Source organism: Bacillus sp. FSL R9-9492, assembly GCF_038007365.1.
Taxonomy (GTDB): Bacteria; Bacillota; Bacilli; order Bacillales; family Bacillaceae_G; genus Bacillus_A; species Bacillus_A mycoides.
Genome location: NZ_JBBOXC010000001.1, coordinates 2,919,709 through 2,937,898 on the forward strand (window position 1 = coordinate 2,919,709; position 18,190 = coordinate 2,937,898).

General features: G+C 34.5%; 24 protein-coding genes. 8 read left to right on the top strand and 16 right to left on the bottom strand.

Features of this window, described 5'->3' with window-relative positions:
• Positions 1–84: 84 nt before the first annotated feature.
• The 4 genes from MKY70_RS14885 (at position 85) to MKY70_RS14900 (ending at position 3,653) form a co-directional block, all read left to right on the top strand.
• Entirely contained in the window at positions 85–1,746 is a 1,662-nt protein-coding gene (locus MKY70_RS14885) for a sigma-54 interaction domain-containing protein (protein WP_341024889.1), read from the top strand.
• 73 nt (positions 1,747–1,819) lie between these two features.
• Positions 1,820–2,092 (top strand): (2Fe-2S)-binding protein, encoded by a 273-nt coding sequence (locus MKY70_RS14890; protein ID WP_113769321.1) that lies wholly within the window; start codon positions 1,820–1,822, stop codon positions 2,090–2,092.
• On the top strand, positions 2,089–2,421 hold the full coding sequence (locus tag MKY70_RS14895; protein WP_113769320.1) for a (2Fe-2S)-binding protein: 333 nt from the start codon (positions 2,089–2,091) through the stop codon (positions 2,419–2,421). Before MKY70_RS14890 ends, MKY70_RS14895 begins: the two co-directional genes overlap by 4 nt.
• The gene (locus MKY70_RS14900) at positions 2,418–3,653 is read left to right on the top strand and encodes an NAD(P)/FAD-dependent oxidoreductase (RefSeq protein WP_113769319.1); all 1,236 of its coding nucleotides are present in this window, start codon (positions 2,418–2,420) and stop codon (positions 3,651–3,653) included. Before MKY70_RS14895 ends, MKY70_RS14900 begins: the two co-directional genes overlap by 4 nt.
• Positions 3,654–3,677: 24 nt before the next feature.
• Here the strand turns inward: MKY70_RS14900 and MKY70_RS14905 are convergent, their stop codons facing one another.
• Positions 3,678–3,986 carry a YxcD family protein gene (locus tag MKY70_RS14905; protein WP_088033532.1) on the bottom strand — a complete coding sequence of 103 codons (309 nt, stop codon included), beginning with the start codon at positions 3,984–3,986 and terminating at the stop codon, positions 3,678–3,680.
• Positions 3,974–4,423, bottom strand: a complete 450-nt coding sequence (locus tag MKY70_RS14910; RefSeq protein WP_002032604.1) for a hypothetical protein — start codon at positions 4,421–4,423, stop codon at positions 3,974–3,976. Before MKY70_RS14910 ends, MKY70_RS14905 begins: the two co-directional genes overlap by 13 nt.
• Before the next feature lie 257 nt (positions 4,424–4,680).
• Between MKY70_RS14910 and MKY70_RS14915 the strand changes: the two genes are divergently transcribed.
• Positions 4,681–5,445, top strand: coding sequence for a DUF1836 domain-containing protein (locus MKY70_RS14915; RefSeq protein ID WP_016127125.1), 765 nt, complete (start codon positions 4,681–4,683; stop codon positions 5,443–5,445).
• 232 nt (positions 5,446–5,677) lie between these two features.
• Complete coding sequence (locus MKY70_RS14920) at positions 5,678–6,283, top strand: DedA family protein (RefSeq protein WP_113734868.1); 606 nt, start codon at positions 5,678–5,680, stop codon at positions 6,281–6,283.
• Positions 6,284–6,309: 26 nt separating this feature from the next.
• On the opposite strand, the gene MKY70_RS14925 is transcribed toward MKY70_RS14920, so the two are convergent.
• Positions 6,310–6,810 carry a DinB family protein gene (locus MKY70_RS14925; RefSeq protein ID WP_131247514.1) on the bottom strand — a complete coding sequence of 167 codons (501 nt, stop codon included), beginning with the start codon at positions 6,808–6,810 and terminating at the stop codon, positions 6,310–6,312.
• Positions 6,811–6,960: 150 nt separating this feature from the next.
• On the opposite strand from MKY70_RS14925, the gene MKY70_RS14930 reads away from it, so the two are divergent.
• The gene (locus MKY70_RS14930) at positions 6,961–7,185 is read left to right on the top strand and encodes a hypothetical protein (RefSeq protein ID WP_002032598.1); all 225 of its coding nucleotides are present in this window, start codon (positions 6,961–6,963) and stop codon (positions 7,183–7,185) included.
• 43 nt (positions 7,186–7,228) lie between these two features.
• Here the strand turns inward: MKY70_RS14930 and dltD are convergent, their stop codons facing one another.
• The 7 genes from dltD to MKY70_RS14965 all read right to left on the bottom strand — a co-directional run bounded on the left by dltD (position 7,229) and on the right by MKY70_RS14965 (position 13,581).
• Positions 7,229–8,410, bottom strand: coding sequence for a D-alanyl-lipoteichoic acid biosynthesis protein DltD (dltD, locus tag MKY70_RS14935; protein ID WP_131247515.1), 1,182 nt, complete (start codon positions 8,408–8,410; stop codon positions 7,229–7,231).
• Positions 8,411–8,745: 335 nt separating this feature from the next.
• Positions 8,746–10,368 carry a peptide ABC transporter substrate-binding protein gene (locus tag MKY70_RS14940; protein ID WP_002142109.1) on the bottom strand — a complete coding sequence of 541 codons (1,623 nt, stop codon included), beginning with the start codon at positions 10,366–10,368 and terminating at the stop codon, positions 8,746–8,748.
• A gap of 20 nt (positions 10,369–10,388) precedes the next feature.
• Complete coding sequence (locus MKY70_RS14945) at positions 10,389–11,390, bottom strand: C40 family peptidase (RefSeq protein ID WP_088293036.1); 1,002 nt, start codon at positions 11,388–11,390, stop codon at positions 10,389–10,391.
• A 39-nt stretch (positions 11,391–11,429) separates the two neighbouring features.
• A complete protein-coding gene (locus MKY70_RS14950; protein ID WP_341074528.1) occupies positions 11,430–12,491 on the bottom strand; it encodes a dipeptide epimerase in 1,062 nt (353 codons plus the stop codon).
• A gap of 104 nt (positions 12,492–12,595) precedes the next feature.
• The gene (locus tag MKY70_RS14955; RefSeq protein WP_002012954.1) at positions 12,596–12,922 is read right to left on the bottom strand and encodes a DUF3870 domain-containing protein; all 327 of its coding nucleotides are present in this window, start codon (positions 12,920–12,922) and stop codon (positions 12,596–12,598) included.
• An 88-nt stretch (positions 12,923–13,010) separates the two neighbouring features.
• Entirely contained in the window at positions 13,011–13,286 is a 276-nt protein-coding gene (locus tag MKY70_RS14960) for a hypothetical protein (RefSeq protein WP_341024903.1), read from the bottom strand.
• The gene (locus MKY70_RS14965; RefSeq protein WP_002085024.1) at positions 13,225–13,581 is read right to left on the bottom strand and encodes an FtsB family cell division protein; all 357 of its coding nucleotides are present in this window, start codon (positions 13,579–13,581) and stop codon (positions 13,225–13,227) included. The genes MKY70_RS14960 and MKY70_RS14965 overlap by 62 nt, the downstream gene beginning before the upstream one ends.
• A 288-nt stretch (positions 13,582–13,869) precedes the next feature.
• Here MKY70_RS14965 and MKY70_RS14970 point away from each other — a divergent pair, with 288 nt between their 5' ends.
• Positions 13,870–14,796 (top strand): aldo/keto reductase, encoded by a 927-nt coding sequence (locus MKY70_RS14970; RefSeq protein ID WP_002127781.1) that lies wholly within the window; start codon positions 13,870–13,872, stop codon positions 14,794–14,796.
• Between the two features lie 48 nt (positions 14,797–14,844).
• Here the strand turns inward: MKY70_RS14970 and MKY70_RS14975 are convergent, their stop codons facing one another.
• The 6 genes from MKY70_RS14975 to MKY70_RS15000 form a co-directional block, all read right to left on the bottom strand.
• Positions 14,845–15,441, bottom strand: coding sequence for a DJ-1/PfpI family protein (locus tag MKY70_RS14975; protein ID WP_341024906.1), 597 nt, complete (start codon positions 15,439–15,441; stop codon positions 14,845–14,847).
• On the bottom strand, positions 15,438–15,929 hold the full coding sequence (locus tag MKY70_RS14980) for an ankyrin repeat domain-containing protein (RefSeq protein ID WP_060751350.1): 492 nt from the start codon (positions 15,927–15,929) through the stop codon (positions 15,438–15,440). Before MKY70_RS14980 ends, MKY70_RS14975 begins: the two co-directional genes overlap by 4 nt.
• Positions 15,930–16,312: 383 nt before the next feature.
• The gene (locus MKY70_RS14985; protein ID WP_002136784.1) at positions 16,313–16,543 is read right to left on the bottom strand and encodes a hypothetical protein; all 231 of its coding nucleotides are present in this window, start codon (positions 16,541–16,543) and stop codon (positions 16,313–16,315) included.
• 166 nt (positions 16,544–16,709) lie between these two features.
• Complete coding sequence (locus tag MKY70_RS14990; RefSeq protein ID WP_341024910.1) at positions 16,710–17,210, bottom strand: invasion protein; 501 nt, start codon at positions 17,208–17,210, stop codon at positions 16,710–16,712.
• Positions 17,211–17,483: 273 nt separating this feature from the next.
• Positions 17,484–17,699 (bottom strand): hypothetical protein, encoded by a 216-nt coding sequence (locus MKY70_RS14995; RefSeq protein WP_341024913.1) that lies wholly within the window; start codon positions 17,697–17,699, stop codon positions 17,484–17,486.
• A gap of 194 nt (positions 17,700–17,893) precedes the next feature.
• The gene (locus MKY70_RS15000) at positions 17,894–18,157 is read right to left on the bottom strand and encodes a hypothetical protein (RefSeq protein ID WP_002136786.1); all 264 of its coding nucleotides are present in this window, start codon (positions 18,155–18,157) and stop codon (positions 17,894–17,896) included.
• Positions 18,158–18,190: the final 33 nt, after the last annotated feature.

Consider the following 18,190-nt stretch of genomic DNA (forward strand, 5'->3'; position numbering starts at 1 on the left):
TGTAAAAATATTTTAAATTTATCGTAAATAGGTGTATTATTTCTTTATCACTGTCTAAATTTTTATACATACCAGGAGGACACTATGACATTTTCATTTCCAACAATAAAAGAGTTTATAAAAATTTTATCAATTGATCGTACAAGCACCATTCAGCACATGAAACAGGAAGGTAAAAATTTTTATTACCTTCCTTCATCTACTGAAGAATGTAGTTGCGCAGTTATTTATGAAGAGGACTCTTTCACTACGTTAATCGAAGCTTTTTCTAACAATTCGGCAGTTGTAATTGTGAACGAAAATCTAGATCCTATATGCTGTGTAACTGCTCAACAAATGATTCCATTTCTTTATACGTCTTACAATGATCTGCTAGCTTTTTATAACACTGTCATTCAAACGACTGATTCTTCTGTTACCGTCATTGATGAGAAAGAATGCGTTCGTACGTGGACAGATGGCGCTGAAAAAATCTTTTCAGTCAAACATAATGAAATTATCGGACAACCCATCACCCGTTTTTTTGATTATAAAGATTTAGAAATTCTGCAATCATTACATGACGGAAAAAGCATAATTGCTCAGTTCCATCAGCCACGTCCAGATTTGTTCGTATTAATTAATTCAAACCCAGTTTATTGCAACGATAAAATTATTGGAGCAGTCGTTTCAGAAACGGATGTTACAAATCAAGTCGTATTAAATGAAAAACTATTTAATATGTCGCATGAAATGCACCGTTTAGAACAAGAAGTAGCAAAATATAAAGATACATCCGATCCTTTCCTTGCGATGAATGGAAAAAGCCCTGTTATACAAAGAACGATTCAATTAGCTAGAAAGGTTTGTTCAGTGAAATCCACGGTTTTAATACTCGGAGAAAGCGGAGTTGGAAAAGAAGTGTTTGCGAAAGCAATTCATGAAGCAAGTGAGACAGCGAATGCCCCTTTTATTTCAATTAACTGCGGTGCAATTCCTGAAGCGTTATTTGAAAGTGAATTATTTGGTTACGAGCGCGGGGCGTTTTCTGGTGCAAATAGTAAAGGTAAGAAAGGTAAAATAGAACTTGCACAAGGCGGTACTTTATTCCTCGATGAAATAGGCGAAATGCCGCTCGATATGCAAGTGAAGCTTTTACGTGTACTGCAAGAACGAAAGTATTACCGAGTTGGTGGAGAAAAAGAAATCAATATTGATTTCCGCATTATCGCTGCTACAAACCGTGATTTACAAGAAGAAATGAGAAAAGGAACTTTCCGAGAAGATTTATACTATCGCTTAAATGTAGTTAGCTTGCTTATTCCACCGCTGCGCGAAAGACGAGAGGATATTATCGAATTGACGTACTCCTTTTTAAACGATTTTTCAATAAACTATAACAGGCCTATTCGAGACTTACCTTCAAATATTATGCATGAACTACTTCATTACAATTGGCCTGGTAATATTCGCGAGCTCCGAAACGTAGTTGAAAGACTCGTCGTATTTGCGACAGACGGCATTATTAAACAAGAATATTTACCATTTCATACAAATGAAACTTTAGACAATCATACAGCTCAATCCCTATTACTCAGCAACAATAATACGATTCTTTCTTTACAAGAAGAAATGGATGAGCACGAGAAAAAGGTAATTGAAAGAGCTTTACGCATTTTAGATGGTAATAAATTAGAATGTGCGAAACACCTTGGCGTAACAAGGGCCACTTTATATAACCGTTTAAAAAGACTGGGGTTACAATAATCCCTCTCCTCCTCTATATTGGCATAGTTTTTGCATAATAATTTATGTAAACCGAACTAGAGGAGGAATACATATGACGAATAAAGAGAACTTAATTGTTTGTCGTTGTGAAGAAGTTACATACGGACAACTTCAATCGACAATTGCTGAATATAATTGCTCAGCTCGTGAGCTAAAACTAAGAACACGTGCTGGCATGGGGTTTTGCGGTGGCCGCACATGTAGAATGATGATAGATCGAATGGTTGAAAATACAAACCCTGACATAACTCCTAATGAAATACCTTTAAAATATCAACCACCAATACGTGCGGTTACTTTTGGAGCGGTAGGTGAAAATAAATGAGTAGAATTACAGATCACCCTATTTTAGGTAGTTTAAATAATAGTGAACGCATCACTTTTCAATTTAACGGTCAACAATACGAAGCTTATGAACACGAAACGATAGCTGCTGCCTTGCTAGCAAACGGAATACGAACTTTAAGGGTCCATGAAGATAGCGGGACACCACGAGGTATTTATTGTAATATCGGGCATTGTTCAGAATGCCGCGTGACAGTAAATAATCAATCGAACGTACGAGCATGCTTAACAGTTGTAGAAGACAATATGGTTGTTGAAAGTGGAAAACAGCATCCGAATATCGTGAGAGAGATGGTGAAAAAGCGATGATCGATGTAATTATTATTGGCGCAGGACCAGCAGGATTATCAGCGTCTATCTCTTGTGCCCATTTTGGACTTAACGTACTTGTTATTGATGAATTTATGAAGCCGGGCGGGAGATTGTTAGGTCAGTTGCATCAAGAGCCTACTGGGGAATGGTGGAACGGAATAGAAGAATCAAAGCGCCTTCATGAAGAAGCAAAATCCCTTTCAGTCGATATTCGGTGCGGTGTTTCCGTATATAACTTAGATGAAGATGAGAGGTCTTGGTTCGTGCATACAAATATCGGGACGCTAGAAGCACCGTTCGTACTAATTGCTACTGGGGCTGCTGAGTATTCCATTCCCCTTCCTGGATGGACACTTCCAGGAGTTATGTCAATTGGAGCAGCTCAAGTTATGACAAATGTTCACCGCGTTCAAGTTGGTAAAAAAGGAATCATTATCGGTGCTAATATTTTGTCATTCGCCATTTTAAACGAATTGCAATTAGCTGGAATCACAGTGGATCATATTGTACTCCCTGAAAAAAGCGAATTAAGCCAAAAGGCCGGTGAACCAGAAGAAGTTTTAAACTCACTCTTAAATGCGGCTCACCTCGCCCCATCTCCCTTCCTACGTATAGGTAGCCGTTTTATGAAATATGATTGGATTCGAAAAGCTGGATTAACATTTTATCCAAATAGCGGCATGAAAATAAACGGGACGCCGCTTCATCTTCGTAAAGCTGCACTTGAGATTATCGGAGCGGAACAAGTTGAAGGTGTTCGTGTTGCTAACATTGATTCTAAGGGAAATATTATTAATGGATCAGAAAAGATATATGAGGCTGACTTCGTTTGTATAGCCGGAGGTTTATATCCGCTTGCTGAGCTTGCCGCTGTAGCAGGATGCCCTTTCCATTACATTCCAGAATTAGGCGGACATGTTCCACTTCATTCAGAAGAAATGGAAACCCCTCTTCCAGGTTTATTTGTAGCTGGAAATATTACTGGAATTGAAAGCGGAAAAATCGCGATGGTGCAAGGAACAGTTGCAGGTCTATCTATCGCTAAACATGCAAGTGAGAAACTTGACGTAGTCGACCAACAATTACAACAAGCAATTCAAAACGTTCACTCTGTTCGTCAAAAAGCAGCGATTCAATTTAATCCAATGATTGATGTTGGTAGACGGAAGATGAATGAACTTTGGCGTGATTATTCTTCTACATATGCACATACTAAAAAGAGCTGCTGAGATTACTCTCAACAGCTCTTTTCACTACTCGTCCGAGTTATTAAATTTCGCTAATGCGTAGATGCCTTCTTCATCATCTAATTCAAGTTGCAATCTTGCTGCAAATGAATTGACGTTGTATTCTCGATCAAGCAACAAGCGTAGTGCTTCGATTAAGTTTGCTTGAATTAAAATTTGCTGGCGACCATTTACCTCTATTTCTGCAGAGAAACCGTAGTCATCATCATACATTAGTTCAACTGAAACTTCTTCTGGACCAACTTGTCTTTTTTCAGCGATATATACGCAAAGCGCATTTATAAGTTCTTGTTCAGAAATTTTTATTGTTTCCATGCTACTTCATCTGCCTTTTTCTTACGTTGATCTTTGAAGTATTTAAATGCACGAACTGCTAACATTACGATACCAGCCATTACTAACATATTTACCATAAACGCTAATACAGAACCAAGTGCTCCCATATTTGCAAATAAGCTACCCATTAGTAAACCACCAAGACCACCTAGTAATAAGCCTTTCATAAAGCCACCTTTATTACTTTTTGGCGCTGTGTTTGTTGCTTTTGTTTTTGAATCAGTTGTCGTTTTTTGTGAATTCACATTAGAATCTTTTTTGTTTAAATCAACTTTTGACTTTTGACCTGAACTTGGTGTATATGATTTTTTACCAGATTTGTAACTTTTCGCTGCCGCATGATCTACGAACATAAAGCTACTAGCCCCAAAGATAACCATGAATGCTGTCATTACTGCTACAAGTTTTTTCAACATATTATATCCATTCTCCTTTTATATAGATATATGTGAAATCTACCTTTCTAGTAAATTCAGAATGATAGATTTGTTTTAAAACCATTTTAAAGGTTCTTATGAACTTATTATATGAACTTTTGTCGAAATATGCAAGCATTATTTACTTAAGACAATTTCATGACATAGGAAAAATTAAGCAAAACGGAATTGACTTTAAATGAAACAAAACATATTATAAGTTCATAAGAACTTTTTATAATTTTGGAGGTGAAAAGATGGAAACATTTCATCTCACACGAAACGAAATGGCAACGCTCCTTCTATCACTAAGAGGATGGAATACGAAGAAGCCTCTCGGCATTTTACAAGAAGCTTGGGCAAAGTCACATAAAAAAGATATTGAAAGCGGACAAAGCGTTACTGCTTTTATTACAACCGCACTTTCACCTATTTTTGAAAAATTGATTAAGATTGACGATACGGATGTCGGTTTTTCTTTAAATGAAATAGTTGCGCTTGGCAATCAGATTGAAAACACGAGTTTCTCTGTAACTGCTATGCAAAACTGGGTGAAACGAGATATAAAAGAAATGATTGGCTCACCTCAAAAAGGGAAAAAATACTCAATCGAACAAGCAGCATTACTATTCATTGTCGAAGATTTAAAAACAGCGCTTGATTTTGAATCTATTCGTAAGCTATTACGTCTTATCGTAAATGACCCAGCCGATCGAAGTGATGACTTAATCAATCCTGTTCATTTGTACGGAGCATACTCTTCTCTATTTGAAGAACTCAATCAAGGGAATTGCTTACAATTAAATGCAACAGACACAATCCATACAATTGAAAATATCGTGAAAGAAAGAGCTGATAAAATTGCAAGCAATTTCGATCAGGTTAACAACGAACAACGCGAAGCAATTCGTAACGCCATTATTATCGCCACCCTTTCTGTACATACCGCATATGTACAAATGTTAGCGAAACGTTACGTAACAGCAACTTTATTTTTACAAAATTTAGAAGTGAAACCGTAAAAAATAGGAGCAGAAATGCTTCTATTTTTTTATGAGAAATTTTTAATAATCTTTTCATTATCTCTTCATGAAAACTGGGCTTATATCCTTTACTATAATACTTATGAGAGACATAAAAGACTTGAAATAGCAATCCCATATGTAAATAAGGTATAATCTACATATAGTGAACCTTTTATGTTATTAAATAAAAGGATATACATTCAAAAATTCAAAACTAGAAGGTGCAACAATGTTAAGTAGTTTTATTCATTCAGTATTAACATTTTTTGAGGGATTAGGTTATTGGGGCATAATGCTTGGACTTATGATTGAAATTATTCCAAGTGAGATTGTCCTTGCTTATGCGGGATACTTAGTATTCAATGGTAGTATCTCATTTGTAGGCGCAGTTATATTCGGTACAATTGGTGGTGTTATTGCCCAAATCTTTGTTTACTGGATTGGTCGATATGGTGGTCGCCCTGTATTAGAACGTTACGGTAAGTATATTTTCATACATAAAAAACAAATGGATGCTGCTGAAGATTGGTTTAATCGTTACGGAACTGGCGTAATTTTCACTGCACGTTTTATTCCTGTTGTTCGCCATGCGATTTCAATTCCTGCCGGGATTACAAAAATGCCAATTTCACGTTTCATTACTTTAACAGGACTTGCGATTATTCCTTGGTCTATCATTTTCATTTATTTAGGTGAAAAACTTGGAGAAAACTGGGGTAATATAAATGACGTTGCTGGACCATATGTGAAATCGTTCGCTGTTGGCGGGGTTGTTCTTATTATTTTATATTTCATGATAAAAAAATGGTCAAAAAAACGTAAAAAACTCGCTTAAATTTCTAAATAAAAACCGCTATTAATTCAATCAAAATTATAGCGGTTTTTATTATTAATTTGATTATCTTTTATAAATTGTATAATTTCTTCTTTATGTTTTAAATCATGTTGAATGAGTGATGAAAAATAATTGTTTAATCTCACTCTTTTCGTGCCGAATTGGTAATCATCTTTAAAATTCTGGGCAGGAATTTGATTCATTTGATCAACTAATTGTTTACGGGTGGATATAAACTGATCTATTAGTTCTTCTTTTGAAATACCGGATCTCGCATATTTTATTGCACCCTCATTCATTTCCTCAACACCTGTTGGAACATTGGGTACTGATTGTCCACTTATAAAGTATGGAATTCTAAACTTCATTAAAAACTCATCCCAAACGACTAAATGTGAAATCACATCCGCAATTCCCCATGAACCTTCTCTAAAAGGTTCAAACCATACATCACTAGTTATACACTTCAATGTTTGACACCATTCTATTAAACTTAACTTTTCTTCTAGAATACATTCCTTCTCCATAATTTATTCCTTCCTCTTCCACACTAACTATTCATTCATATTAATAACTTCTAGCTATTATATTAAAACCCTCCAGTCTAAGATTTACATGGATAAGCAACAATTCCGCCATAAAATACGTATAGTAACTCAAAAAGGAGTAATCCCCCTATGCATTGGCAGCAAAAAGTACCATACTTAATCGGACGCCCTGTTGGTGTTTCTCTTATTAATGGGCAAGGAACTTCCGGCGTTTTATGTGGCGTACAAAATAATCAATTATTTGTTTATGAATACCTTTACCAAGCTCAGTTCGCCATGAAACATTATGACTTTAGACAAATCCAAGATATACACGCCTTTCCAAATTGCCCACATCAAAATCCTTTGTATTAAAAAAACAGGAACGGTTTTATCGCCATTCCTGTTTTTTAATACATTATTTTTCAGAGTAAAATTTCTGCACTGCTTCATCAAAATAGATCCATCCTTTCCAGCCTAAATGAATTGTATCTTTTAAGAAATACTTATCATATTCATGGCTAGAAAAATCGACTACTGGGTATCCTGCTTTCTCGACTTGATCGCGAACCTTATTATAATACACATCACGGCGTTCTTTCGGGAAACCAGCGTAATCATACCATGGTCCGTTTACAGGTACAGAAATAAAGAGTGGTTTTACATTTTTTTCTTTGAAAAGATCTAAAACAATTTGTAAGTCATCATATTCTGGTGATTCATCATACGATTCATTTGCTCTAAAGTTTTTTAAACCTTTTAATTTTTTCTTTAAATTATGTTTATAATAATATGGATTTTCAATTCCGAATGTATTTGTTGTGGATCCTACTTTACCTTCTTGTTCCGCATGTTTACGTGCATCTTCCCAAGAAAGCGAACGTAGTCCCATATTTGTTTTCTCTTTCATCGGTTCGATCTTAAATAGAGAGTTAAATAAATCTCGATGATCTAAAATGTTCCGGTACATATACGCTAGCGGTTTAGCTAGTCCAGCTTTTATGTTATGTTTTGTATCGTTATATGCAATACTTTCGAGCGAACTACTTAATATCGCATCCTTACGAACAACTTTATAATCTAGTAAACGTTTCGCAATTTTTTTCTTCATTTCAGGCTTTATTTCGTCATTAAAAATAAAGTGATAGGCTTGTTGTTTGGAGAAATTATTTGTAAAATCCCCTTGTGATACACCGGTTTTTGTAAACCATTGTGGTGAAAGAACAAAGACTACCTTTTTACCTTCTAATTCATCCATTGTAGACGTCATATTTAATATATGAGCCAAGCTTTGCGTACCACCAGTCCCTATTAAAAATGGAGTAAAACCTGCTGGATTTACTTTAAAATAGTTAGATGGATGATATGCATCCATTCGTAAAAACTCTGATGAACCATACATCGGTAAATACTGCGAATTCTCTAACATTTTCTGTTGCAAGAAAACACTTTGTAATTTCTCTTTTTGTAAGGAAGTTGCTGCATCTTCTATTTTTTTATCGCTTATTAGTGACACTAAACTCTTAGATGGAATAAGCAATACAATGAAAAAGAGTAGACACGCTAAAATAATTGGACCAAAAGCATGCTTCATCTTCATCGTTTATTCCTCTTTCTATTACGAATAAATTGTAACCCTTGTTTATGACACGTCATCATTTTTCTCCTTTTTTCTATACATGTTCCATTCTATTTATCTATTATATACATGTATGTATTTCCTCCCTTGCTCTATTAAGTCCTATACAAATAGCGCAAGAAAATGCTTCCAAAGAAACATGTTAATTATACAAGATTCTACATAAATTTCACACTTTAATTTATGTAATAATTTTATTTTTAAGCGATGAAAAAACTTATAAAATGTCTATAATTCATTTGAAGCTATAAGAAAAAACAGACTATCACATACGTGAAGTCTGTTTCTCCATCACTTTATTTTTGTACATCTGCCCATTTTAAACTTGTAGCTGGACCGAATTGATGTACATATAATTCTTTCACATATGGTTTTTGTAAGTAAGAAAGACCGCGCTGGAATACTGGTGCAATTACCGCATCATCAAGGAGCACTTTTTCCGCATCTTGTAGTGCTTTCCAACGAGCTTTTTCATCATTACCTAACTCTGTTTTAATCTTCTTAATTAAAGCGTCGTATTCTGGATTTGCATATCCTGTATTATTTACGGTACTTCCCGAAAGGAAAACTTCTAAGTATGTCATTGGATCTGGATAATCAGGTAACCAACGTGATAACGACATTTCGTATTCTTTTTTCTTCTCTAACGCTAGTTTTTGCGTATGTGGTTGTAATTTCACATTTACTTTTAGCCCCGGTAAGTTTTTCTCAAGCTGTTCTTTAATATATTCTCCTACTTTTTTAAAGTTCTCTAAGTCATAGTTTAATAGTTCTAACGTCACTTCATTTGTGCCTGTCTCTTGCTTCGCCTTTTCCCAATATTCCTTTGCCTGTTTTACATCCGTCTTATTAAACTCGCCTGCCGTACTTCTAAAGTCTTTCTTATCTGGTCCTTTTAAGAATCCTTTTGGTACGTAATAATTCGCAGCAACTGATCCGTCATTTAAAAATGATGTCGCCAAGCCCTTTTTATCAAACACTGTACTTAGCGCAAGACGTGCATTTTTATTTTTAAGAATCGGCACATTTTCATTGAAACGGAAGAAATACATAACCGGATCTGTATATTGTTTCAACTCTTTATTATTTTTATATTTATCTACAAATTCTGTTGAAATGACAGCTCTATCAACTTTATCTGTCTCATATAAATTTACCGCAGTTGAAATTTCTTTAACAATTTGATAGTTTACTTCATCTAACTTCACTTCTTTTTTATCCCAATATTTATCGTTTTTCTTCATTGTAAAGCTCGCTTCGTGCTTCCACTCTGATAATGTAAACGGCCCATTATATATCGCTTTATTTGCCTCTAACCCGTATTTATCACCTTGCTCCTTCGCATATTTTTCATTAATTGGATAGAAAGATGGTAAAATGAGTAGTTTCGTAAAATACGGTACAGGATGTTCCAGCTCTACAATGAACGTTTTATCATCCTTTGCTTTCACACCTAATTCTTCTAAGCCTAATTGTTTCTTATTTATCTTCTCCGCATTTTTCACATCGTACGCGATATATGCATATTGAGAGGCTGTATCTGGATTTATAAGTTGCTTCCAAGCATATACGTAATCATGAGCTGTTACTGGATCTCCGTTAGACCATTTCGCATCACGTAAGTGGAATGTATATGTCTTACCATCTTTACTCACTTCATATTTTTGTGCTCCCGCTTGAATCACTTCATCATTTTTCGATAAACGGAATAACCCTTCCATTACGTTATTCAAAACGTTAAATGATACCGCATCTGTTACTTTCCCTGAATTTAATGATGGAATTTCACCCGTTTCTAGTAGTTGTAATACTTTCTTCTCAGCTTTCGGCTTTGTAGCTGTTTTTTCTTTAGCACAGCCTACTAAAAATGAAGATACAAGTAGAGTACTAACTAATGAGTAGCGAACAACCTTTTTCATATAAAGCCCCCCTATCTTTTTTAAGGTAAGTAACGACGAGCACCAGCGTATTCTTCTATATATCCTGGTGTATTTAGCGGTATAATTTCTACTGATCTTTCAGCCTTTGGAGAGTGAATCATATTTCCATCACCAATATACATGGCAACGTGATGAACACTACCTTTTCCTTGATTATGTGCAAAGAATATTAAATCGCCCTTTTGTAGGTTTTCTTTACCAACCGCAATTCCTGCTTTTGATTGTGGCCCAGAATCCCTCGGTATTGTAATGCCATGTGATTTATAAATCGTATGTGTAAATCCAGAGCAATCAAATCCAAAACCACTTGTACCAGCCCATATATACGGTAATCCTAAAAACATTTTTCCGGTGTTTATTAAGTCATCAGCGGTTGGAGTCGGAATATCATTTTGAGAATGGTAAACAGTTCCATCATTTTTCCGTAGCCACGCCTTCTGACCATTTGGCAACAATACGCGGTATGAGATCGTATCTTCACTTAATAGCGGTAAACGCGTATTATAACTGACTTCTAGCGATTTATGTTTTTCAGAAGGGTTAATATATACAATTGCTGTCGGTTTCGTTACTAATACAAAAGCTTCGTTTGTTTTATCTGCAAATTCCTGATTATACGTTAATTGTTTTTCAGGCATCCACCCTGGATACCCTTCTTCATTTCGCGGCGTTGGCTGTCCGTGCACTAGTACTTTTACCCAATCACCTTTTTTATCAATTACTGTTACTTCTTGACCGAGTAGCGCTTGCGTTTCTAATTTATTTGCACTCGTTAACCAAAGCTTCTCATCTAGCGTCATTGATTTCGTCCACTTCCATAAATCAACTGGATTTGTCGCACTCGGTGCATCAATTGGTCGTAATGAATCTGGTGCAGTCCATAACGTTGCAGCAGATACATCTATAAATGCTTTACTATCCTTCTTCTCTTCAGCATTCACAGAAGTAAACGATGAAAATATAAATAAAGTTGTTAAAAATGCAGTTCCTACTTTTTTCATATATATCCCCCTTATAAGATAGTTTACTAGGTACTACTTCTAAGATTGTATATTCACTATAGAATGCAGGTTTACCTTTGGACCAGTGTAAGTCATCCGTTCTGGCTCTTCTACTAACCATAACGGTGCATCAAGATCAAAGTAATGAATATTCGGATGTGCCGCAGCTAAATGGGCAACAGCGCTAACTGAAAGTGAAGGTTCCATCATACTTCCAACCATACATTTCACACCTGCTACTTCCGCAATATCTGCAATTTTCCATGCTTCTCGTATGCCGCCGCATTTCATTAATTTAATATTAAGTAGGTCTGCATATCCTCCTTGGACAATCTTTAATGCATCGCTTGCCGAAAACATACTTTCATCTGCCATAATAGGCGTTTGTACATTGTCCTTCACGTACTTTAATCCTTCCCAATCTTTTGCATGAACTGGTTGTTCTACAAATTCTATATTTAAATTTCTATTCTCCATTTCTCTAATAATAGAAACCGCTTCTTTCGGTTTCCATCCTTGATTTGCATCTAAACGTAACGTCGTATTCTTTGGTACTACATTTCGAATTGCCTCTATGCGTTCTAAATCTAAATGTGCCTCTTTACCCACCTTAATTTTTAATGTTTGGAATCCCTTTTCGATATGCTTTTTCGCTTCTTTTGCCATTAATAAAGGCTCATCCACACTTACTGTAATATCAGTATGAATCTCTTTCTTCCCACCCAGTAATGCGTATAACGGTATGTTGTGAAATCGACAATATACATCGTATAAAGCCATATCTACCGCCGCTTTCGCACTTGTATTTCCTATACAGCTCATTTGAATGTGTAACAATAACGTTTGAAATTGCAGCACATCTTTATCAACTAATACGGAGCGAATTGGCCCTAATATTGCTTCCTCAATCCCGTTGGCAAAATCACCTGTAATAACCGGTGTTGCTGCAGCAGCTCCTTTTCCAACAATCCCTTCATCTGTATGAATAAACACATCTATACTTTCGATTTCCGTTACAGTGCGAAGCGCAGTTTTAAACGGTGTATGAAGCTTTACATGTCGGCGGTTTACCTTCACATCGGTAATTTTCATTTTGTTCATCCTTTCATTGTTTATAGAGTGATACTTTAATATCCGGGTGGCTTTTCCGTTAATGCGAAACAAAAAAATCCAGCCATAAGAAGATTCTTACGGCTGGATTTTGTCTATGAATGGGTAGACAAAGCAGCGATCTGATTATATTTTTTCTGTGCATCCTTTAGCGCTACAAGTAGCGCCTTTTGAGACGAACCGAAGTACCGATTTTTTATTTCTGTTACTAATGCTGGGTCATTAATATTTTTATGTAGAAACAAATATTTAACAAATTGAGATGTTAATGCAATTGTGGCTGAGCAATCTGCATCTACAATTTCCCCTGTATCCTTCTCAAGTACAAATGCTACAAAATAACTTTTGAACTTTTCGGTAATGGGATTATTTTGAGGTGCTTTCGCATCCCCTACGACGTAAATTGTATTTGAAGCGTACACAGCTATCTTCCTTTCTTATACGAGGATAACGGTTTTCTTAACAGACGTATAAGCTGTTAACTCAACGTTGATTAAAAAATGTATCCGCTTACCTTGTATTATATAAAATTGACAGAATTTTAACAATATTTATCTTGACATATATTCCATAATTATGAAAATCTCTTGAAACAATTAAAATTGGCTCAAACTTCTCATTTTTACAATATGTCATTGCTCCTTGTACCATGACATTCACACTACAAACAACTTTTCCCTCATACATAAAAAAACAGTTAGCTATCGCTAACTGTTCCACCACTTCACTTTGGCAATACGAATATTGTTTCGTTTGACTTAGAAAATTGATACTCTTTTCTAGCAAACTTTAAAATCTCTTCTTCATTATCGGTTAAATTCTCAATGTTAGTCTTTAAAGAACCTTGATCTTTCTTTAAAGAAACTAATTGTTTCTTTTGATTTGTTATTGTATTTTTTTTGCCATTAATTACTTCTTGTTGTTTCGTTAAAATATATTGAACGTACAAAGTAGTCGCAGCAATAAAAATGAACATGAAAATAAAACGCCTTAACTTCTTCTTATTTATAGTTCGCTTGTCGTTAGGCTGTGATAGTTGCTCTGGTATATTAGGAACATTGACTCTTTTGAGTTTCCTCATTTTCAAATCCCCCTAACCCATATTTTCTCACTACCATAGGCACGATCTCTTACTAACTTAAATTCTATTCTTATAAAATAACCTCCTTCACAAAAAAATCTCACAAATTAACCAATTAGAGATAGCGTTCGACGACATCTCTGTATTTAAAATGAGAATTTTTATTTATGCTGCTATAAAATAGTATTTTATGTTATTCTTTTTCCCCAATTGTAGAAAACATTTTTACACATATAAATTCTAGTTTTGCATACCGATGTTATAACATGCTTACAAGGAGGAAAAATGATGCACTACCGTACATTAGGTAAAACTGGAATTACTGTTTCTGAAATTGGCTTTGGAGCGTGGGCGATTGGCGGCGATGAATGGGGTCCTGTTAACGACAAACAATCTATAACCGCTATGAAGAAAGCAATTGAATGTGGCGTAAACTTTATTGATACTGCTGATGTATACGGATTAGGACATAGTGAAAGGTTAGTAACTCAAGCGATAAGAGAGCACCGTAATAATATCGTTTTATCAACGAAAGGCGGTTTAATTGGGCATCACTATGATCCAAGTGGAGAGCCTGTTTATAATACTGCAGAAAAAGTGATCGCAGTATTTGAAACTAGCTTACTGCGCCTAGAAACAGATTATATTGATGTTTATTTCTGTCACATTTGGTGGGATAAACAAGAAGAAACAGAAGCATTTTTACGAGCATTTGAAATATTAAAACGGGACGGAAAAGTAAGAGCTGTTGGTGTTTCAACTCACGACATACAATATATAAAACACTTCAATAAAAACAATGAAATTGATGTTGTGCAACTTGATTACAACATATTAAACCGAAAACCAGAAAACGACATACTGCCCTACCTACAGGAGAACAATTTAGGAGCTGTTATACGCGGCCCTTTAAAAATGGGGATATTAACTGGAAAATTTACAAATAAAACAACTTTTCTTGACGGAGATTTACGCAAAGAATGGCCAAAAGAAAAGTGGTTTCAAGAAGATTTACAAAAAGTAGAGAAACTACGATTACTCTCAAATGAAAATCAAACCTTAGGGCAACTTGCACTTCGTTATGTCCTCACTCATCCAGCGGTATCGGTCGCAATTCCTGGCGCAAAAACAGAAAAACAAGCGAAAGAAAATGCAGACTCGTCTATCCGTCCGATTCTTACAGATGAGGAATTAGCGCATATTCAGTCAATATAAAACAAGACGAGCAGCTGGAAATATCCAACTGCTCGTCTTGTTTTACTTTTAATATTTTAAATCTATATCATATTCCATTCTCTTCGCTGTTTCTTCAGCAACCTCAGCACCCAACAAATTTTTCACAATATGAAATGACATATTAATTCCGGCTGAAATTCCACCAGACGTAATAATACGCCCCTCATCTACAAACTTTACATTCTCTAATACTTCCACATTCGGAAAATCATTTCTAAAACTTTCAATACTTGCCCAATGTGTTGTCGCTTTGAAGCCATCGAGTAATCCAGCTTTCGCAAGTAAAAGCGCACCCGTACAAACAGAAGTCATTAACTTTACTTCTTTCATTTGCTCGCGGATCCAATTTGTTATTATTTCACTTTTCATTTCGTTTTCTCTAACACCTAACCCACCAGGAATAATTAAAATATCAACTGGAGGCAAGTTTTCGATACTATAGTCCGGTTGTACCTTTAATCCATTTCTCGCTGTAATCATTTCTCCATCTTGACTAACAGTATAAACTGTAAATGGTTGACCTTCACTTGTTGCTGTAACGGAAAAAACTTCAAATGGACCCGCAAAATCTAACACTTCCACTTCATTAAAAAGAAAAATCCCTACATTCCAGTGGCTAATCATAAGCTCACTTCCTCTTGCAAATGATGTAATAGGGATTCATGCCCTTTTTCTAAAGCAATATCATATGCCGTTTTCCCATCATTTTTCTTAATCATTTTATTAGCACCATTTTCAAGAAGTAATATAATGATTTCTTCATTTCCTAATAACGCTGCTTCATGAAGTCCTGTCCAGCCACCACTTTGCACAGCATTCACATCTGATCCCTTTTCAATTAAGAAAGCTACAAGCTCACTTTGCTTATTCGCAATTGCTGCTTGAAGAGGTGTATTTTCATTTTCGTTTTTTGCTCTAATATGTATTTCTGCTCCCTGTTCTAAAAGGAAACTTGCAATTTCTTTCTGTCCAAAATAAGCAGCTAAGTGAAGCGGTGTCCATCCATCTTCACTAAATGAGTTAACAACACTTGGATCCGTATTAATGATTTCTACTACCTTTTCTTTTTCCCCGCTTATGACTGCTTGTGATATTGATATGATTTGTTCCATAATGAACCTCCATGTATACAAATATTAAGTACCCCTTAATAAATTCCATTAATAATCACATGTTCCTTTCTAAATAATTAAGTTTACATAATAATATTATTTTTATAATTCGCTATCCTAATAAAAAAACAACCGACTCTAATGAGTAGATTGTTTTTGAATTTCATTTTTATAATTGTTTAAAAAAATATCATTTTCACTTACAACTAATAAACATTAATAAAAATGAAATGAAATTATATATTTAGCAGCCATGAACTCTTTACATATCAAAACCGGCTATTTACTTAAATTAATAGTTTTTTATCATTTGAAAATAAAAATGGAATTTATCCTTATATTTGAAAATACATATATAGCGAGAATCTATAGCAGTACTCTTATCATACTAATCTATAACAATTCTGCCTTCTTCCCTTACCTGTATCCTTTAAAACATAAGACTTTAAAACGAGTGCTGTTAGTGAATCTGTTAATGTTTTATATGATAAATTTGAAAGAGCTAATAGATCGTTCGTATATAACATTCTATGCTTCTCTAATAATAATAGTACTAATCGTTCTGACGGCTTTAATGATTCATCACTTTCTAGTATAAAATCTATATTTTTCATATCCCTACTTCTTACTCCTTATATAAAAAAATGATTTTAGTAGTTATTTAATATAAAAATACTACATAACAAATTTGAAGATATATCGAAATAACATAACGTCCAAACACTTTTATACTATAACATAAAAAAGACATTTCCCCAAATTGAAAATGCCTTTTTATATCTACTTCTCTTTTTTATATAATTGATATGATTGTTCTAGCCCTTTATTATATTTCGTATTATTATCTGTCCATTCTCCCCCTAAGTTTCCTGGCCACCCTGATGTATTAGCAACATATTTAAGCAACTCCCAATCCTGCAGTCCTTTTTTCACACCACGTTCATACGATTTGACCATACTTGAAATTGCTATTGTTGTATTTATTCGTGAATCCATTAAGCTCTCTTCCGATAATTGTACTGGTGCTAAACCACCACGATGTAATTGGAATAATCCGAAAGATGTTCCGTTGTCCCCTATCGCTTTTCGATTAAACTTTGTTTCATGATCAGCAATTGATAATGGTATCCAATCTGGAATACCATACCTCATTGCCACTTCACTAATTACTTGTTTATTATTTTTAATCTGTTTCTGCTTTTCATAGTTAGTATAAATTACATAACTTAAAGTAACTAACGTAAGTAATATGAATATATATTGTAACGATTTTTTCATCATTCCATCTCCTGCTTGGTGTATGTTTCACTTTCTACATACACTATAAGACTTTTATGTGACATTCATTTGACGAAATGATATTTAAATCATACACAAACAATTACATTTTTAACTATTAATCCAAACACTGCAATTATTCTAAAGAGTCCCTCAACACATAAAAACGATCAATCTTTCATGTAATATACATGAAAGATTGATCGTTTTTTATTTTAATAATTTAATACAACAAACCTTATTTATATTTGCAAAAATGATTATTACCGTATTTTATTACACTTTTTTATGTATACAGTATATCCCCGCTACAATAAAACAAATTGAAATTATCAATAAAGCTGCACCATAAATTTCATAAAATGCAGTAAAGAATTTTCCGCTTGGTCTATCCCAAATTTCTAATGAACCCGCGTAAATTACGGAAGTTATATATGTAAGGTCAAATAGGAGAATTCCCAAAAGAACATAGGTTACTCCACTATTTTTCATTATTAGCTCACCTCCATTAATTTTATTTGTGAATAAAACAAAAAAGACCTTTATACGTTAAAGATCTTTTTCATCTTATTTTTGTTACAAAAAACGCCAGAATCTAAAACAAAAACTTGCTTTACGATTAACATCTCTATATACAAATTAAATACTATAAGGTTACCAGCGTCTTCTCGATTATCATTTTTACATTAAATGTTTCTTGCAATATGCGGTTTACTATAATGGCTTGTTCCACCACCGCCTACTATTACTTTACCGCCTTTTTCGAAGATTAATAATTTACTTGAACCATCTGAAAGTAAAACTATTACTTCAGCATGATCACTTGTCGCTACATAGATTACATAACCACTTTTTGAAATACAAGTTTCCCAATGCTTATCAAATTCTGATCTTACGACTCGATTAGAATACACTTGATTTTCAATTCTTCCTGGCTGTTCATTTTCCAAATTTTTCTTACCTCCTTCCAAAGTTGTCATTTA

Excerpts from the sequence above, each read along its gene's own strand:
- MKY70_RS14985 (WP_002136784.1), bottom strand. The coding sequence starts at position 16,543 with ATGAAAAATATAGATTTTATACTAGAAAGTGATGAATCATTAAAGCCG.
- MKY70_RS14975 (WP_341024906.1), bottom strand. The coding sequence starts at position 15,441 with ATGATTAGCCACTGGAATGTAGGGATTTTTCTTTTTAATGAAGTGGAA.
- MKY70_RS14885 (WP_341024889.1), top strand. The coding sequence starts at position 85 with ATGACATTTTCATTTCCAACAATAAAAGAGTTTATAAAAATTTTATCA.
- MKY70_RS14910 (WP_002032604.1), bottom strand. The coding sequence starts at position 4,423 with ATGTTGAAAAAACTTGTAGCAGTAATGACAGCATTCATGGTTATCTTT.
- MKY70_RS14995 (WP_341024913.1), bottom strand. The coding sequence starts at position 17,699 with ATGAAAAATAGTGGAGTAACCTATGTTCTTTTGGGAATTCTCCTATTT.
- MKY70_RS14915 (WP_016127125.1), top strand. The coding sequence starts at position 4,681 with ATGGAAACATTTCATCTCACACGAAACGAAATGGCAACGCTCCTTCTA.
- MKY70_RS14905 (WP_088033532.1), bottom strand. The coding sequence starts at position 3,986 with ATGGAAACAATAAAAATTTCTGAACAAGAACTTATAAATGCGCTTTGC.
- MKY70_RS14980 (WP_060751350.1), bottom strand. The coding sequence starts at position 15,929 with ATGGAACAAATCATATCAATATCACAAGCAGTCATAAGCGGGGAAAAA.
- MKY70_RS14970 (WP_002127781.1), top strand. The coding sequence starts at position 13,870 with ATGCACTACCGTACATTAGGTAAAACTGGAATTACTGTTTCTGAAATT.
- MKY70_RS14965 (WP_002085024.1), bottom strand. The coding sequence starts at position 13,581 with ATGAGGAAACTCAAAAGAGTCAATGTTCCTAATATACCAGAGCAACTA.
- MKY70_RS14950 (WP_341074528.1), bottom strand. The coding sequence starts at position 12,491 with ATGAACAAAATGAAAATTACCGATGTGAAGGTAAACCGCCGACATGTA.
- MKY70_RS14940 (WP_002142109.1), bottom strand. The coding sequence starts at position 10,368 with ATGAAAAAGGTTGTTCGCTACTCATTAGTTAGTACTCTACTTGTATCT.
- MKY70_RS14945 (WP_088293036.1), bottom strand. The coding sequence starts at position 11,390 with ATGAAAAAAGTAGGAACTGCATTTTTAACAACTTTATTTATATTTTCA.
- dltD (WP_131247515.1), bottom strand. The coding sequence starts at position 8,410 with ATGAAGATGAAGCATGCTTTTGGTCCAATTATTTTAGCGTGTCTACTC.
- MKY70_RS14930 (WP_002032598.1), top strand. The coding sequence starts at position 6,961 with ATGCATTGGCAGCAAAAAGTACCATACTTAATCGGACGCCCTGTTGGT.
- MKY70_RS14900 (WP_113769319.1), top strand. The coding sequence starts at position 2,418 with ATGATCGATGTAATTATTATTGGCGCAGGACCAGCAGGATTATCAGCG.
- MKY70_RS14890 (WP_113769321.1), top strand. The coding sequence starts at position 1,820 with ATGACGAATAAAGAGAACTTAATTGTTTGTCGTTGTGAAGAAGTTACA.
- MKY70_RS14920 (WP_113734868.1), top strand. The coding sequence starts at position 5,678 with ATGTTAAGTAGTTTTATTCATTCAGTATTAACATTTTTTGAGGGATTA.
- MKY70_RS14990 (WP_341024910.1), bottom strand. The coding sequence starts at position 17,210 with ATGATGAAAAAATCGTTACAATATATATTCATATTACTTACGTTAGTT.
- MKY70_RS14895 (WP_113769320.1), top strand. The coding sequence starts at position 2,089 with ATGAGTAGAATTACAGATCACCCTATTTTAGGTAGTTTAAATAATAGT.
- MKY70_RS14925 (WP_131247514.1), bottom strand. The coding sequence starts at position 6,810 with ATGGAGAAGGAATGTATTCTAGAAGAAAAGTTAAGTTTAATAGAATGG.